Genomic DNA, 15,474 nt, shown 5'->3' with positions numbered 1-15,474 from the left:
ATTAGTTTATAAATTCCATTGTAATTTTTTCGTTATGCTCTCCCAATTTCGGTGATGCCTTTTTTGAAGTAAAGATTTTACCATCTATTTTTATTGGGCACCGGGTTGTTTCGTATGAATACCCATCGCCCATGGCTACTTTCTGAACAAAATCTAAAACCTTAAAACCTTCTTCTTGAAAAAGTTCTTGATAATTCAACACCTTAGCACACCAAATATCGGCAGGTTCTAGAATAGCCAACCAAAAATCGGTAGTTTGTGTTTTAAGGTGTTTTGCCAATACTTTTTTTATTTTATCCCGTTGGTCAAATTTATTTTCAGGAAATTTAAGCAATTCATCACACTTTAACAGTTCGGACAAAACAGGAATAGACCCCATGGCCAATGCCAAAAACCCATCCTTGGTTTTGTAAATACCATAGGGTGCCCCTAAATAGGCATGTGCATTGTTACTTTTGGTCCTTTCGGGAAGTTCACCTCCGTCGTTAAAAAACGTGGTTATGGTTTCAAATTGAAAATCGATTGCCGACTCAAGCATACTTACCTGAACCAAAGCACCTGTATCTTTTACTGTTTTTCTGTATAAACCCGCTAAAATACCTTGCGCTAAATGAGCGCCAGCCAACATATCAACAATAGAAAGCCCCATAGGTACCGGACCGTCATTTTGATTTCCAGTGAGCCAAGTTAAAGCAGTTAAAGATTGTAAAAGTAAATCTTGACCAGGTTTATCTACTAAGTCCGCGTGATTTCCGTAACCTGAAATTTCTGCATAAACCACTTTGGGGTTAATCTCTTTTACATCATCATAACTTAACCCAACACGCTCCATTACGCCCGGACGAAAGTTATGCATTACGACATCGGCTTTCTTAATTAGAATCTTTATTTTTTCTAAATCTTCGGTATTTTTAAAATCAGCAGCAAACGATTCTTTATTTCTGTTGATGGTATGAAATATGGACGATTCACCGTTCATTATTAAATCTGAAGTATAAAGTGTTCGGCAAATATCACCTGTTCCTGGTTTTTCAATTTTTATGACGCGCGCACCCAAATCAGCCAAGCGTAAACTCGCGGATGGACCAGAGAGAAACTGGCTAAAATCTATTATTAAATAATCTTCTAACGGCTTCATTTAGTCTTTTAAAAATTGTTCGTTAATTGCTAAATTATCTTCTCCAACCTGCGGAGCGGCTTTATCTTCTAAAATGATTTCTCCATCAATTTGAATAGGACTTCGCGTAGTAAATATGGTTTCACCTTTTGAATTGGTGACCTTTTGCTGTAATTGCAAATCTGCCATAAACGGCTGATGGTTTAAATCATCATAATTTAATACTTTTTCACACCAAAGTCCTTTCTCTCTTAAAACCTTTATCCAATGGTCTGAACTTTTTGTGATAATCTTTTTACTTAATATTTTTCTAATGGCCGCACGAGAACGGAACCATGTTTTTCTTGCAGAATATTTACCTAAATCTACCTCTAAAACCTCACCCATTAACAGTAAATCGCCCATGGCTAAAGCCAAGTAACCATCATTGGTTTCGTAAATGCCGTAGGGAGCACTTAAAAAAGCATGGGCACTTCCACGTACATTGCCTCTATCAGCCAATTTTCCGCCGTTATTCAAAAATATAGTAAGCGCTTCAAACTGAACGTCTAAAATAGACTCTAGTAAACTAACTTCAACCAAAACACCTTTTCTGGTTTTAGCACGTTTTAATAATGCCGCCAAAACACCTTGAACAAAATGGTTGCCACACATTAAATCGGCTACTGCCAAACCAAATGGCACAGGTCCTTGACTACTTTTACCGCTTAGCCAAGTCAATCCAGATAGCGACTGTACCAACAAATCCTGACCGGGTTTTTTCGCCCATGGGCCATCGGTTCCGTAGCCAGTGATAACTCCATAAATTATCTGGGGATTGATACCTAACACATCTTCAAAGGTCAAACCTATTTTTTCCATAACGCCTGGACGAAAGTTATGCGTCATCACATCAGCCTTGGCAATGAGTTTTTTAACTTTCGATAAATCGTCAGGGTCTTTCAGATTGGCTGCATAAGACTCCTTATTTCGGTTTATAGTATGGAATAACATACTGCTATCGTCAACAAATAAATCTTTAATGCTTAATTGTCGGCACGCTTCACCTTTTACTGGACGCTCAATTTTAATAACGCGCGCGCCCAAATCAGCCAATTTCAATCCAGCTGATGGCCCCGCCAAAAACTGTGAAAACTCTAGTACCAATAAGCCTTCTAATGGCTTTTCCATTTATTTAATGCGTTAAAGATTCTTTATAAATTGAATTCATTTTATCAACTGCAGATTCAATACTTATTTTTCCTGAAACTGCTTCATGAATAACAGGACTAGCTTCATCTTGAAAATGCATATAACCATAGTATTGCGGACGCATGGTAGCCTCATCAAGCGTTTGCAATGTGTCTTTAAAAAAGTTTTTACATTGGCTGTTTACTTCGTCGCTCAACCATGATCTTCGGTGCCCCGGTTGTCCTCCAAATTCAAAATACAATCCGGATTGTATTTTCTCCGAAGCGGTAAATTCAGCATATTTCATAGCTGCCTCGGCATGTTCGGTTTTGGCTGATACAGCAATACCAGCTCCACCCAGTGTTGAGCGTAATCTTTGTCCATTGAAGGTCACCAAACCTCCGGCCTTTAAACAGTGGTCGGCATAATTTTTTTTCGAATAGTTGGAGTAACCATAATTGAATGGACTATAAACTATCTCATTAGTGCGCGTCATGTGCTCAGCCATCTTTATTGGATTCATTTCCAGACAATAAGACGGTACTAAGTCTACCAATTCTTTATAGGTTTTAACGGCATCAATCATAACCTCTTGAGGCGCTACTTCAGTTTTACTGTCAAATACATTTCCACCCAAAGCTATGCACATCATGTAGTGATGCATCAAGGTATCAATGGGGATGGATGCGAAACCTACCTTTCCAGTTTTAGCCAGCTCCATCAATTCCTTCCAAGTTTTTGGAACCTTTATGTATTGTTGTTGCACCAAATCCTCACGCCAAGTGGCTATGGGTGTAGCCGCATCTGTTGCCAAAGTCCATTGTTGACCATTTACATTATAACTATCATTCGATTTTCCTACGCTGTTTTCAGCTAATTCTTTTAAGAAATCTGCACTCAAATAATCATCAAAAGGTAAAAGCACTTTGTCTCTTGCGGCGATTGAAACATGCGGATTGTCCATAATCAATAAATCGTAATTTGCTGTTAATTCGCTTAAAGTAGCATCAGCAAATGCCTGAAGTGAACGCTTTTCCCAAACAATCCTAACATCAGGATATAGCTCTTCAAACCGTTGTGCCGTAGCCACTACTGATGTAAAGCCGCGTGTATGGTTCCAAGCTATTCCTTTTAATATTTTCATTAACTATTCTATTTTTATAAATTATAAAACTATTAGTTTAAAAGCCTTTCTGGCCATTTATAACTACCTGGTTTTAAGGTTATGTGTTTGCTTTTATCTAAATTATATGCCATACGAACCACACCTTCGGCCAACGTTTCTTTAGGGGTAAAGGCGTTCCAGTTTAATTTTTTTAGAATATCGTAAGCGGTGGCGCCACCTTCAATAAATAATTCCTTAAAATTAATTTCAGTAAGAAGCTGCTGTAAAACCAAACTCAACCTATTTTTCAGGACCTTTGAGCTATTTTTAAACTGAATATTCTTATCTGAAATTCTAACAATAAGCTTCCTATTCTGACTATAAATTTGGACAATTTCTTCTGTAAATTTAACCAAATCGTTATCGCTAATAGTTTCCATTAATAAATGGTTTGGAAAAGTCACCAGCGGACACCCTTTTTTTTCCAAAGTCATGGCATAAGCCAAACTTTCGGGGTGTGTACTTCCCGAAACCAACACAAAATCTTGATTAAAATGAATTGTCTTGAATTTCTTTTTTGTTGAGGTTAGGTTTAACTTCTTTAAAAACTGTTCGAAAAATGCGGCACTTCCACCAATTAAAACATTCTCATTGTAAAGTTTTAAATTTCCGGCTAATTGGGCTTCGCTTTGAACATCAGGAATATAAATTCCCTCAGAAGAAATATGCTCCGGACAGCCAGTTTGTATTAGTAAAACATCTTTTTCCGAAGTTCTGCTTAAAAGCATTTCTTTTATTGAAGACACATTGGCTGGAAAATCAGGATCGGTTAAAAACCCAGTATTTTCAATTTTTTTATCATTTATAAAATAAACACCATTTTTAATGCAACGCTGCCCCTTGGGATTTGCAGGCTGCAACAAAACCAATTTTTTACCAGAAGCGCTCATCAAAGCCAATAATTCGGTTAAAACATGCCCGCGTAAAACAGAATCACATTTTTTATATACTACTTGATGGGCATTTTTTTTAAAAACTTTACGTGCTAATTGCTGATGCTGTTGATAGGCTTCTTCTTCGGTTAATGAACGAGAATCGGTTGCCACAATAACGACTTGCGATAACTGTTTTGGTATAGCGCCTATTCCAAATGAAACGTCAATGCCATAACCAATACAAACTCCTGCTATTTCTGCCGCCCCAGTTAAATCATCAGCAATCACTGTTATCATTGCGCTTTGTGTTTTGCCATAACAATAGCATAATCAATAGCAACGAGCATCGCATCGGCAGAAGCTATGCCTTGCCCTGCTATTTCAAAAGCTGTTCCGTGATCTACCGATGTTCTTATTATTGGTAAACCTAAAGTGATATTGACCCCTTTTACACTTTTCATGGTTTCCTTTTCGTTATCCCATTTAAAACCTTCCAACTTAAACGGAATATGACCTTGGTCGTGGTACATGGCCACGCAGCCATCAAACTTACCTTGAACTGCTTTTACAAACATGGTATCTGGCGGAAATGGCCCTTGGGCATCAATTCCTAACTTTCTAGCCTCTTCCATCGCTGGAATAATCTCTTCAACTTCTTCATCACCAAACAATTGATTTTCTCCAGCGTGTGGATTTAATCCTGCAACTGCAATACGCGGTTTAGCAATCCCGAACTTTTTACAGGCATCATCAAGAAGTGTAATAACTTCAAAAACACGGTCTTTTTTACATAAATCACACGCTTGACGCAATGACACGTGGGTACTGGTATGAATGACCCTGAAATTTTCATCAGCCAAAAGCATAGCGAATTTTTTGGTGTTCGTATAGTCAGCATATATTTCGGTATGCCCTGAATATTTGTGCCCAGCTTTATGAATAGATTCTTTATTAATTGGCGCCGTAACAGTGGCATCAATTTTATTATTCATAGCCAATTCTATATTTTTAATTACGGCTTCAAAAGCTGCTTTTCCAGCCATAGCTGTAACAACCCCTGGCTTCAAAGCACTATTGTCAACGTTGGTCAAATCGAAAACATCAATAATTCCACATTCAAACTTAGCATCCTCTACATTTTGAATACTGTTGATTTTTAATGAAGATTTTAATGCATTTACTTCGTTTTGCATCGTTTGGGCATCGCCAACAACCATTGGGCTACAACACTTATAAACATCTTTTAAAGCTAATGTTTTTATAATAATCTCAGGACCTATTCCGGCAGGATCCCCCATGGATATTCCAATTTTTGGTTTCATCCTATAATAATTTTTTATAAATATTTATGGCATCTTCTCTTGTGACTTCCCGAGGGTTATTTTTGAGTAAACGCGTTACTTTCATGGCAATATCTGCCAATTCTGGAACTACATCTTCGGTTATGCCGATTTCTGATAATTTCTGAGGAATTCCACACGCTTTTGAAAGCGCTTCAATTTTTTCGATACCTATGGAAGCAATGTGTTCATCTTTTCCATTCCATGTAATTCCTAATGCTCGGGCGACTTCGGCGTGTCTTTTCGGATTTGCCGATAAGTTAAATCGAAGTACTTCGGGCATTAAAATGGCATTTGACAATCCATGAGCCACATGAAACTTGCCACCTAATCCGTAAGAAAGGGCATGCACTGCTGATGTATTTACAGGCCCCAAACAAAGGCCTCCATACATTGAACCCAATAATAAAGCCGAACGGGCCTCTATATCGTTTCCGTTTTCATATGCTTTTTGAATATTATCAGATATCAGTTGAATACCTCTTAAAGCATACGTATCGACCGCTGGATGGGCAAATTTATTGGTATAAGCTTCAACACAATGTGACAAGGCATCAATGCCTGTTTCGGCCGTTAACTTGGGGGGTAGACTAACGGTTAAAACCGGGTCTAGATAACAAGCATCCGGTACCAAAAACGGACTGATAATACCACTTTTGGCTTGGGTTTCTTCATTTAACAAAATAGCGTTAGGTGATACTTCACTACCAGTACCAGAGGTTGTAGGAACGCAAATCAGTTTTATGTCCCTTGCTTTTAAAAATCCGATACCAACAACATCTTCCAGTTTTTGTGTATTGTTAATCAATGCCGCTAATAACTTAGCGCAATCTAAAACGCTGCCCCCTCCTACACCAATTACACAATCTGGATTGAATGCCTGATGATTTTCCAATAGTTGATTGAATTGCGCAAAAGTAGGCTCCCCAACAAACCTGTATTCAACTAGGTTAACTTCCTTGTTATTAATTTGAAGGCTTTTTACTGTGTGCTCAACTGCATTCAAAATTGGTGTGGCCACCAAGAACAAAATCCGTTTTGAACCTTCTAAAATAGCATCAGTTGCAAGCTCATTGATTGTATTTTCACCAAACACGATTTTTTGTGGCTGCAAGAGCGTAATTGAATTCATTTAAAATATTTAATTATTAGTTTTTTCTTTTAATTTAAGGTAACCATAAATAGTCAATTCGTCCTTTACAGGCTCCGATTTGAAAAATAAACTCGCCACATAGCCCACAACCAATACAATTAAATGGCTATAAACACCCAACATGTATTTGTGGTGCGGGAAATTAAGATTGCCAAAATCAAGTATTAAAGAACCATTGATTTCGGTTGTGGTTAAAATGGCATAAGCCGTAAACAATATACAAGCAAAAATACCAATATGCAAACCTTGTCTGTTCGCTTTTCTAGAAAAAAGTCCTAACATAAAAATCCCCACTATACCTGCTGAAAATATGGCGTATAATTTAAAAACTACACCCAAAACACCTTGTCCGTCCCAAGCCGCATAAAGCAAGGCTACGATAGACATGGCAATTCCTGAAAACAATACCAGCAAACGGCCAACCATTAAGCGTTGTTTGTCAGTACAATCTGGATTGAAACGTTGATAAAAATCTTCAACACCAATGGCCGCTAAACAGTTCATATCAGAGTCTAAACTAGATACTGCCGCAGCGATAAGTGCGGCAAGAACCAAACCTACAGCCCCCACAGGCAATTCGGTTCCTATAAAATATGTGAATACTTGATCGGCCTTTAATCCTTCAGGCAAAACAGCTCCACCTGAATGATAAAAAACAAACAAAAGCGAACCAATTAACATAAATAAGGCCCAAACTGGCACACTGGCCAAAACCCCAATGTAAGCTGCCTTTTTAGCATCTTTATCCGTTTTTGCAGTCAAATAACGCTGTACGATGGTTTGGTCTGTTCCGTATTTTTGTAAAGCATAAAATGCCCCATTAATAACCAATACCCAAAATGTAAGTTCAGTAAACGTGAAATCATATGGACCGAAATCTATCTTTTTCATCGCAAAGGCTTCATTTATCATAAAACTAGGACCTCCTTCGGCTCTAAATAATAATACCCCAATACAGAATAGTCCACCTCCAATAAGCAGAAATCCTTGAATTACATCCATCCAAATTACCGCTTCAATACCACCCAATAGTGTAAGAAGCAAAATAACTATGGTTAAACAAATTATGTACGTTGTAACATCAATTCCGGTTAGTGTTGCTAAAGCTAAGCTCACTAAATAAAGTACGGTTCCCATTTTTGAAAAATGCGTTAAAATAAACGCAATAGAACTATACATGCGGGCAAACGGGCTGAAACGACGTTCAAAATATTCGTAGGTACTTAAACGAATTACTTTTCTAAATAAGGGGACAATAACCCAAATGAGCCCAATTAGAACTATAGGTACCATTAATCCCTGAACCAATAATATCCAGTTGGATTTATAAGCTGCAGCAGGGTACGCCAAAAAGGTAACACTACTAATTAAAGTGGCAAATATGGAAATACCAATTGCCCAAGCCGGAATGTTTTTACTTCCCGCAAAATATTGATCGGAACTCTTTTGGCGATGTGCAAAGTAAAACCCGGCACCCAAGGTAAAAGCTACGGAAATAACGACAATAACAATATCAATCCAGTGAATGTTAAGCATAATAATTTAGATTAGTTGGTAAGTGTTTAATCCACCTCGGTTAATGGTGGCATCATGGTTTTATTGCAAAGTCCTTTTTCTTTCATCAATGCCTTTAAAACGGCTAAAGACTCTCCTAAAGTTCTATCTTTTTGGTATTGTTGCGCTACGGCATCGGTTTCTTTTTGCCATTTTTCACATTCAGCCCAATCGGCATTTAAAGCCGCTTTATATAATTTTTTATACATCTCAGGCACATAATTTCCTGTACTCGGCACAATACCATCAGCACCCATTTTTAGGCTTCCGAAACTTTGAGCACCCCATCCGCAGAAAAACGAAAAACTTTCGTTATTTCCGTAACGGTCAATACAAATTTGCATGCGTTCTACATCGCGTTCAGAATCCTTTAAACCCCAAATATTATCGTGGTGAGATAAAGCTTCAACTACTTCTAGAGGGATAGACATTTGGGTGGTAGCCTTAATATTATACATCATAACAGGCCCCGAAATACTATCAGCCAAGGTTGTATAAAACAAGGTCATTTGCTGCGGCGCTAACCCATAATACGATGGCAAAGTAGCGACCACACAATCGGCACCTAAATCTATATATTTTTGTCCACGTAAAATCAAATCGTCCACTTGGTTTCCAACCAATCCAGCATAAATACACTGACCTTCACCTTTTGCTTTAACAGCAGCTTCAACTAATTTAAGGCTCTCCTCTTCATTTATTGAACTCGATTCACCTGTAGTACCTAAAACCAACGGATGTATACTATTTTCAGAAAAACGTTTCACTATCTTTTCAACAGCCAAAACATCTACCGTAAAATCAGCATTCAAAGGAGTAACCATGGGTACTACGACACCCGAAAAACGTTTTTGCATAAATCAGTTTTTAAAATTGCAACATGCAATATGTTTAATTAAAAAATATTACGGTGTTATTTTTGCTCGACGAACGATTTTATAAACGACACAATAACCCAAAAAATAAGAGCACCAAAATAATGCTCTCACTCTATTTATTCTTGACGACGTTGAATCTATTCTTCAAATGACTTTAATGTTTTTGTAATGATATCGACACAATCCAACATTTGTTCTTCATTCATGACTAAAGGTGGTGCAAAACGAATAATATTGCCATGGGTAGGTTTTGCTAAAAGTCCGTTATCGCGTAAGGCCAAACAAATATTCCATGCTTTATCACTGTCTTCATCGTCATCAATAACTATGGCATTAAGCAAACCTTTGCCCCTAACCAAATTAACGATATTGCTCGTTTCAATATACTTGCTCATTTCACCTCTAAAAAGTTCTCCTAAAACCTGAGCATTTTCAGCCAAATTTTCGTCACGAACAACTTCTAATGCAGCCATGGCAACGGCTGCTGCAACTGGGTTCCCTCCAAAGGTACTGCCGTGATTACCAGGTTTAATAACATTCATGATACCATTGTTGGCCAAAACGGCCGATACGGGATAAACACCACCACTAATAGCTTTTCCTAATATCAAAATATCGGGTTTTACTTCTGGAGCCGTGGAGCAATTTTTATGCTCACAAGAGCAATTACCGCAAGAGGCCAATAACCGACCCGTACGTGCGATACCGGTTTGTACTTCGTCTGCAATAAACAAAACGTTGTATTTTTCACAAAGCGCTTTTGCTTTTATGAGGTAATCGTCACTCGGCACATATACGCCTGCTTCACCCTGAATGGGCTCTACCAAAAAACCAGCTACATTAGGATTATTTTTCAGCGTAATCTCTAAGGCTTCTAAATTATCGTATTCAATTTTTATGAAACCTTTAGTATATGGACCAAAATTCTTTCGAGCCACTGAATCGTTTGAAAATGAAATAATAGTAGTAGTTCGGCCATGAAAATTATTTTCACAAACTATAATTTCAGCCTCATTTTCATCAATTCCTTTTACTTCATAAGCCCATTTTCTACAAATTTTCAATGCGGTTTCCACGGCCTCAGCACCCGTGTTCATGGGCAATAACTTATCAAAACCGAAAAATTCGCAGGCGAACTTCTCAAACTTACCCAAGATATCGTTATAAAATGCACGGGAGGTTAATGTGAGCGTTTGGGCTTGTTGCGTCATGGCTCCCACAATCTTTGGGTGACAGTGCCCTTGGTTTACGGCCGAATAAGCCGATAAAAAATCGTAATATTTTTTGCCTTCTACATCCCAAACATATACACCTTCGCCTTTGGCAAGTACAACGGGTAATGGATGGTAATTGTGAGCACCGTATTTGTTTTCTAAATCTATCGCTTGTTGCGAAGTTAATTGGTCTAAAACAGCCATTTTAAAATAATTTTGAATTGATAAAATAACCATTCCTTCTATACCTTTATTCTTTCGGAATCCCAATAATTATCGGGACGAAAAAGCAGCGTGGGAGAGAAATCATCCTTAAGAAGCTGCAAATTAGTAAATATTACGTTCTTGATAAAATGTTTTGACGATTGTCTAATTTTAATGGACTGTTGAATTACTCAAAAAAATCATAATTCGTTAATCGTAAATAGTAAATCCTTTCATTACTTTTGCAGCATGTCTAGAAAAAAAACCAAAAAGATAATTTTTGAAAATATAGAAGTCATTGATGCTGGCGCCAAAGGAAAAACCATTGCCAAGGCCCCAGATGGCAAAGTGATTTTTTTATCTAATGCCGTACCAGGCGATGTGGTAGATATACAAACCTTTAAAAAGCGAAAATCTTATTACGAAGGTAAAGCCACCGTTTTTCATGAGCATTCCGATAAGCGTACAGAACCCGTTTGTGAACATTTTGGTACTTGCGGCGGATGCAAATGGCAAAACATGACCTATGGGCAGCAATTGTATTATAAGCAAAAAGAAGTAACCAATAATTTAACACGTATTGGTCACATTGAGCTCCCAGAGGTCACCCCTATTCTAGGATCTGAGAAACAATATTTCTACAGAAATAAAATGGAATTTTCATTTAGTGACAGCCGTTGGCTGACCCTTGATGAAATTCAATCTGATAAAGATTTAGGTGACAAAAATGCACTGGGTTTTCATATTCCGGGAATGTGGGATAAAATTCTAGATGTGAAGAAATGTCATTTACAAGAAGATCCATCCAACGCCATAAGAAATGCTGTAAAGCGATTTGCCGTTGAAAACGATTTGGAATTTTTCAACACCCGTAACCAAACCGGGTTGCTGCGTACTATGATGATTCGAACATCTACAACGGGTGATGTTATGGTACTCATTCAGTTTTTTAAAAGCGACACAGCTAAACGTGAGCTATTACTTGATTTTATATCTGAAAAATTCCCGCAGATTACCTCATTGCTTTATGTTATAAATAGCAAAGGCAACGACACCATTTACGACCAAGATGTGATTTGCTATAATGGCAACGACCATATTTTTGAAGAAATGGAAGGGCTAAAATTTAAAATTAACGCGAAATCGTTTTACCAAACCAATTCTGAACAAGCTTACGAGCTTTATAAAATTACAAGAGATTTTGCCGGTTTAACCGGAAACGAACTGGTTTACGATTTGTACACGGGAACAGGCACCATTGCCCAATTTGTAGCTAAAAAGGCTAAAAAAGTAGTTGGTGTTGAAGCCGTACCCGATGCTATCGCTGCTGCCAAAGAAAATGCACAATTAAACAACATTAACAACGTTGATTTCTTTGTGGGCGATATGAAACATGTGTTTAACAGCGAATTTATTAATAAGCATGGCCAACCTGACGTTATAATTACCGATCCACCAAGAGATGGCATGCACAAAGATGTGGTTCAACAAATATTGAACATAGCACCTAAACGCGTTGTATACGTGAGTTGCAATAGCGCCACCCAGGCACGCGATTTAGCGTTAATGGACGGTCAGTACAAAGTGGCAAAAACACAAGCTGTTGATATGTTCCCTCAAACGTTTCATGTTGAAAACGTCGTGCTTTTAGAACGCCGATAATCAGTAATAAACAAAATACTATTCCGATAAACTCGGAATCTATTTCTAATAAAATGAAATACTTTAAAATTCTATTCATTCCGGTGCTATTGATAGTTGTAATGTCAATTAGTTGTGAACGTGATGATATTTGCCCAGAAAGCACGCCGACTACACCGCGCTTGGTCATCGATTTTTTAGATGCCAACAACTCCGACAACAAAAAAAATGTTTTCGACATTGTCGTTGCAGGTGTAGGAAACGAAAATATTTTAGATGATTATAATTTTGTCAGTGCCTCAACACTTTTACTCCCGCTGAAAACCACCGAAAACTCTACCCAATTTGTCGTTTTTAAAGAAGCCGACGTTAATGACAATGGCACGCCTGACGACAGTAGTGACGATTTCGTTGATGGCAACCAAGACGTCATAACCATAAATTACAGCCGGGAGCAAGTTTTTGTATCTCGAGCTTGTGGATATAAAACTATTTTTAAAAACGTAACCCTCACCATTGAACCAGACGGCGATAACTGGATGCTTTCCAGACAGCCTTTAACCGATAACCAATCTGTAGAAGATGAAACAACAACGCACTTCAATATTACGCATTAGCAGCCTTTTGGCATTTATACTACTAAATGTTTCTGTTAGCGCCCAAAATGACAGTATTGCAAGCGTTTCAGCGGATACAACTAGGGTAAAACTCAAATATGGCCTTAGGGTTGGTGGTGATATTGGAAAACTCATACGGTCTTCTCTTGATGATAATTATGCTGGTTTTGAAATTCAGGGTGATTATCGCCTAAAAAAAGACCTTTACGTTGCTGGGGAAATTGGTTTTGAGGAAAAAAACAATGCGACAGATTATCTTGACATTACCAGTAAAGGCTCATATATAAAAGCCGGTATTGATTATAACATGTATGAAAACTGGCTGGATATGGACAACATGATTTATGCTGGTTTCAGAATTGGCGCAGCTACCTTCAGTCATGATTTAAACAGCTTTACTGTTTATAACACCAATCAATATTGGGAACAATTAACGATAAATGAAAATGAATCATTTAGTGGTTTAACGGCGCTTTGGGCAGAAATTATTTTAGGAATTAAGGTAGAATTACTTAACAATCTTTATCTGGGCCTTAACGCTCAACTGAAGCTTAAAGCAAACGAAACCGAACCCAATAACTTTCAGAATATTTACATTCCCGGCTTTGGGAAAACTTATGACAGCACGGGTATTGGTGTAGGGTACAGTTATTTTTTATCATACAGAATTCCGCTTTACAAGAAGTATAAAAAAGTTGAAAAACCTAAAATTCAGACCGAACCTGAAACGGAAAATTAATTCTCTTTGAACGCGTGATTATTCGCAATCTTCAATAGTCATTTTAACTAATCGAAGGATTTTTTCAAACTGTTCATCCAATGTCATATTTGAGTTATCAATTTCAATGGCATCTTCAGCCTTTACTAGTGGAGAATCTTCTCTATTGGAATCAATGTAATCGCGTTCCTTAACGTTTTTCAATACATCATCAAATTTTACTTTATCGCCGCGCCCAATAAGTTCATCAAAACGTCGTTTTGCACGAGTTTCGGCCGAAGCCGTCATAAATAATTTAAGTTCGGCATCTGGAAAAACTACGGTACCAATATCCCTTCCATCCATAACAACCCCTCTATCGGCACCCATTTTTTGTTGCTGTTCAACCAATTTTTGGCGCACTTCCGAAATGGCAGCAACTTTACTAACAAAACTGGAAACTTCCAAGCTTCTGATTTGTTTCTCAACATTAACGCCATTCAAATAGACTTCTGCAAACCCCAAATCTCTATTAAATTTAAAACTGATATTAATTTCTGGTAATTGGTAAATTAATGCTTCCTTATTAAAATCTTCGGAATGTATCAGTCCGTTTTGCATGGCATAAAGTGTAACCGCTCGGTACATGGCGCCAGTATCTACATAAACATAGCCCAAATGTTTGGCCAGTTGTTTAGCAACTGTACTTTTTCCTGTTGATGAAAACCCGTCTATGGCTATGGTAATTTTTTGCATGCTTTGTTTTTGAAGGCTAAAAATACTTAAAATGCATAACGTGTAAAACAGATAAGACATGTTTAAAGTAAATTCAACTAATAATACTTTATTTTCAAAATAGTTATTTATTACTTAATAAAAAAGCATACCTAATCACATCAACAAAACCGACTATATCTTCTACTTCTAATTAAAAAAAAGCGAAAATTATTTGTGTAGCTAAATAACTTCACATATATTTGTAGCCAAATAACTTCATAATGAAATTAAGAAGAGACATATTTCAAGCAATTTCCGACCCAACAAGACGAGCGATTTTAGTACTACTTACCTCACAGACAATGACAGCAGGAGCTATTGCTAATAAATTTGATGCAGCAAGGCCTACCATTTCAAAGCACATCCAAATCTTGAACGAATGTGACTTATTAGAAGCAAACCAACAAGGCCGAGAAATTTATTATAAGCTTCAAATCGAGAAAATGAAAGAAATAGATAAATGGCTGGAACAATTCAGAAAAATTTGGGAAAACCGTTTTGAGCAACTTGACAATTTATTATCAACAATTAAGAACAAAGAGAATGAAAAATAACTTATTATTCGATTTTAAAATCAACAAAGAAAACAATACGGTAAATGTAGAACGTGAGTTTGTTGCAAACCTCGATTTAGTTTGGGATGCTTGGACCAAACCAGAACTACTAGACCAATGGTGGGCACCAAAACCCTACAAAGCGGTTACAAAATCAATGGACTTCAAAGAAGGTGGAACTTGGCTGTATTATATGCTTAGCCCAGAAAACCAAAAACATTGGTGCAAGAACGATTATCAAAAAATAGAACCAAGGAAAAGTTTTACGGGCTTAGATGCCTTTTGTGATGAAAATGGCTCGGCCAATGAGGCGATGCCAAGAACTAAATGGGCCAATACCTTTACCAGAATTGAGGACGACCTAACATTGGTTTCTGTTGTGTCAACCTATGAGAAACTTTCCGATTTGGAACAAGTCATTAACATGGGCTTCCAAGAAGGATTTACCACGGGATTAAATCAACTGGATGATTTATTGGCAACATTAAAAAATAAATAAACACAAAATCATTTTTGGA

The 15,474-nt window shown here is 37.4% G+C and carries 15 protein-coding genes; 5 read left to right on the top strand and 10 right to left on the bottom strand.

Going from position 1 to position 15,474, the window contains the following annotated elements; all coding sequences use genetic code 11:
• Nucleotide 1: 1 nt before the first annotated feature.
• The 9 genes from ACIEHO_RS05980 to rocD form a co-directional block, all read right to left on the bottom strand.
• The gene (locus ACIEHO_RS05980) at nt 2-1,138 is read right to left on the bottom strand and encodes a CaiB/BaiF CoA transferase family protein (protein WP_406969656.1); all 1,137 of its coding nucleotides are present in this window, start codon (nt 1,136-1,138) and stop codon (nt 2-4) included.
• The gene (locus ACIEHO_RS05975) at nt 1,139-2,287 is read right to left on the bottom strand and encodes a CaiB/BaiF CoA transferase family protein (RefSeq protein ID WP_406969654.1); all 1,149 of its coding nucleotides are present in this window, start codon (nt 2,285-2,287) and stop codon (nt 1,139-1,141) included.
• 4 nt (nt 2,288-2,291) lie between these two features.
• The gene (locus ACIEHO_RS05970) at nt 2,292-3,431 is read right to left on the bottom strand and encodes an ABC transporter substrate-binding protein (protein WP_406969652.1); all 1,140 of its coding nucleotides are present in this window, start codon (nt 3,429-3,431) and stop codon (nt 2,292-2,294) included.
• A 32-nt stretch (nt 3,432-3,463) separates the two neighbouring features.
• A complete protein-coding gene (locus tag ACIEHO_RS05965) occupies nt 3,464-4,624 on the bottom strand; it encodes a four-carbon acid sugar kinase family protein (RefSeq protein ID WP_406969650.1) in 1,161 nt (386 codons plus the stop codon).
• Nucleotides 4,621-5,649, bottom strand: a complete 1,029-nt coding sequence (gene pdxA / locus ACIEHO_RS05960; protein ID WP_406969648.1) for a 4-hydroxythreonine-4-phosphate dehydrogenase PdxA — start codon at nt 5,647-5,649, stop codon at nt 4,621-4,623. Before pdxA ends, ACIEHO_RS05965 begins: the two co-directional genes overlap by 4 nt.
• Nucleotide 5,650: 1 nt before the next feature.
• Entirely contained in the window at nt 5,651-6,799 is a 1,149-nt protein-coding gene (locus ACIEHO_RS05955) for an iron-containing alcohol dehydrogenase (RefSeq protein WP_406969646.1), read from the bottom strand.
• Between the two features lie 9 nt (nt 6,800-6,808).
• Nucleotides 6,809-8,356, bottom strand: coding sequence for a sodium:solute symporter (locus ACIEHO_RS05950; RefSeq protein ID WP_406969644.1), 1,548 nt, complete (start codon nt 8,354-8,356; stop codon nt 6,809-6,811).
• Nucleotides 8,357-8,382: 26 nt separating this feature from the next.
• Nucleotides 8,383-9,231, bottom strand: a complete 849-nt coding sequence (locus tag ACIEHO_RS05945) for a dihydrodipicolinate synthase family protein (RefSeq protein ID WP_406969642.1) — start codon at nt 9,229-9,231, stop codon at nt 8,383-8,385.
• Between the two features lie 158 nt (nt 9,232-9,389).
• Nucleotides 9,390-10,670 carry an ornithine--oxo-acid transaminase gene (gene rocD, locus ACIEHO_RS05940; RefSeq protein ID WP_406969640.1) on the bottom strand — a complete coding sequence of 427 codons (1,281 nt, stop codon included), beginning with the start codon at nt 10,668-10,670 and terminating at the stop codon, nt 9,390-9,392.
• Between the two features lie 249 nt (nt 10,671-10,919).
• On the opposite strand from rocD, the gene rlmD reads away from it, so the two are divergent.
• The 3 genes from rlmD to ACIEHO_RS05925 are packed head-to-tail and all read left to right on the top strand — an operon-like array spanning nt 10,920 to nt 13,667.
• Nucleotides 10,920-12,332: a 23S rRNA (uracil(1939)-C(5))-methyltransferase RlmD gene (gene rlmD, locus ACIEHO_RS05935; RefSeq protein WP_406969638.1), complete on the top strand. Its 1,413-nt coding sequence runs from the start codon at nt 10,920-10,922 to the stop codon at nt 12,330-12,332.
• Nucleotides 12,333-12,385: 53 nt separating this feature from the next.
• On the top strand, nt 12,386-12,928 hold the full coding sequence (locus ACIEHO_RS05930; RefSeq protein WP_406969636.1) for a DUF6452 family protein: 543 nt from the start codon (nt 12,386-12,388) through the stop codon (nt 12,926-12,928).
• Nucleotides 12,894-13,667 (top strand): DUF6048 family protein, encoded by a 774-nt coding sequence (locus ACIEHO_RS05925; protein ID WP_406969634.1) that lies wholly within the window; start codon nt 12,894-12,896, stop codon nt 13,665-13,667. Before ACIEHO_RS05930 ends, ACIEHO_RS05925 begins: the two co-directional genes overlap by 35 nt.
• Before the next feature lie 18 nt (nt 13,668-13,685).
• Here the strand turns inward: ACIEHO_RS05925 and cmk are convergent, their stop codons facing one another.
• Nucleotides 13,686-14,381: a (d)CMP kinase gene (gene cmk, locus ACIEHO_RS05920; protein WP_406969632.1), complete on the bottom strand. Its 696-nt coding sequence runs from the start codon at nt 14,379-14,381 to the stop codon at nt 13,686-13,688.
• Between the two features lie 242 nt (nt 14,382-14,623).
• On the opposite strand from cmk, the gene ACIEHO_RS05915 reads away from it, so the two are divergent.
• Entirely contained in the window at nt 14,624-14,956 is a 333-nt protein-coding gene (locus ACIEHO_RS05915; protein ID WP_406969630.1) for an ArsR/SmtB family transcription factor, read from the top strand.
• A complete protein-coding gene (locus ACIEHO_RS05910; RefSeq protein ID WP_406969628.1) occupies nt 14,946-15,455 on the top strand; it encodes an SRPBCC family protein in 510 nt (169 codons plus the stop codon). Before ACIEHO_RS05915 ends, ACIEHO_RS05910 begins: the two co-directional genes overlap by 11 nt.
• The last annotated feature ends 19 nt before the right edge of the window (nt 15,456-15,474 follow it).

The sequence above is a fragment of the Flavisericum labens genome, assembly GCF_045446075.1.
Classification (GTDB): Bacteria; Bacteroidota; Bacteroidia; order Flavobacteriales; family Flavobacteriaceae; genus Flavisericum; species Flavisericum labens.
Note: the sequence above shows the minus strand (reverse complement) of the source record. Positions and strands in the feature narration are given on the sequence as shown.

Excerpts from the sequence above, each read along its gene's own strand:
- ACIEHO_RS05970 (WP_406969652.1), bottom strand. The coding sequence starts at position 3,431 with ATGAAAATATTAAAAGGAATAGCTTGGAACCATACACGCGGCTTTACA.
- ACIEHO_RS05955 (WP_406969646.1), bottom strand. The coding sequence starts at position 6,799 with ATGAATTCAATTACGCTCTTGCAGCCACAAAAAATCGTGTTTGGTGAA.
- cmk (WP_406969632.1), bottom strand. The coding sequence starts at position 14,381 with ATGCAAAAAATTACCATAGCCATAGACGGGTTTTCATCAACAGGAAAA.
- ACIEHO_RS05930 (WP_406969636.1), top strand. The coding sequence starts at position 12,386 with ATGAAATACTTTAAAATTCTATTCATTCCGGTGCTATTGATAGTTGTA.
- ACIEHO_RS05915 (WP_406969630.1), top strand. The coding sequence starts at position 14,624 with ATGAAATTAAGAAGAGACATATTTCAAGCAATTTCCGACCCAACAAGA.
- ACIEHO_RS05950 (WP_406969644.1), bottom strand. The coding sequence starts at position 8,356 with ATGCTTAACATTCACTGGATTGATATTGTTATTGTCGTTATTTCCGTA.
- rlmD (WP_406969638.1), top strand. The coding sequence starts at position 10,920 with ATGTCTAGAAAAAAAACCAAAAAGATAATTTTTGAAAATATAGAAGTC.
- ACIEHO_RS05925 (WP_406969634.1), top strand. The coding sequence starts at position 12,894 with ATGAAACAACAACGCACTTCAATATTACGCATTAGCAGCCTTTTGGCA.
- pdxA (WP_406969648.1), bottom strand. The coding sequence starts at position 5,649 with ATGAAACCAAAAATTGGAATATCCATGGGGGATCCTGCCGGAATAGGT.
- ACIEHO_RS05965 (WP_406969650.1), bottom strand. The coding sequence starts at position 4,624 with ATGATAACAGTGATTGCTGATGATTTAACTGGGGCGGCAGAAATAGCA.
- ACIEHO_RS05975 (WP_406969654.1), bottom strand. The coding sequence starts at position 2,287 with ATGGAAAAGCCATTAGAAGGCTTATTGGTACTAGAGTTTTCACAGTTT.
- rocD (WP_406969640.1), bottom strand. The coding sequence starts at position 10,670 with ATGGCTGTTTTAGACCAATTAACTTCGCAACAAGCGATAGATTTAGAA.
- ACIEHO_RS05980 (WP_406969656.1), bottom strand. The coding sequence starts at position 1,138 with ATGAAGCCGTTAGAAGATTATTTAATAATAGATTTTAGCCAGTTTCTC.
- ACIEHO_RS05910 (WP_406969628.1), top strand. The coding sequence starts at position 14,946 with ATGAAAAATAACTTATTATTCGATTTTAAAATCAACAAAGAAAACAAT.
- ACIEHO_RS05945 (WP_406969642.1), bottom strand. The coding sequence starts at position 9,231 with ATGCAAAAACGTTTTTCGGGTGTCGTAGTACCCATGGTTACTCCTTTG.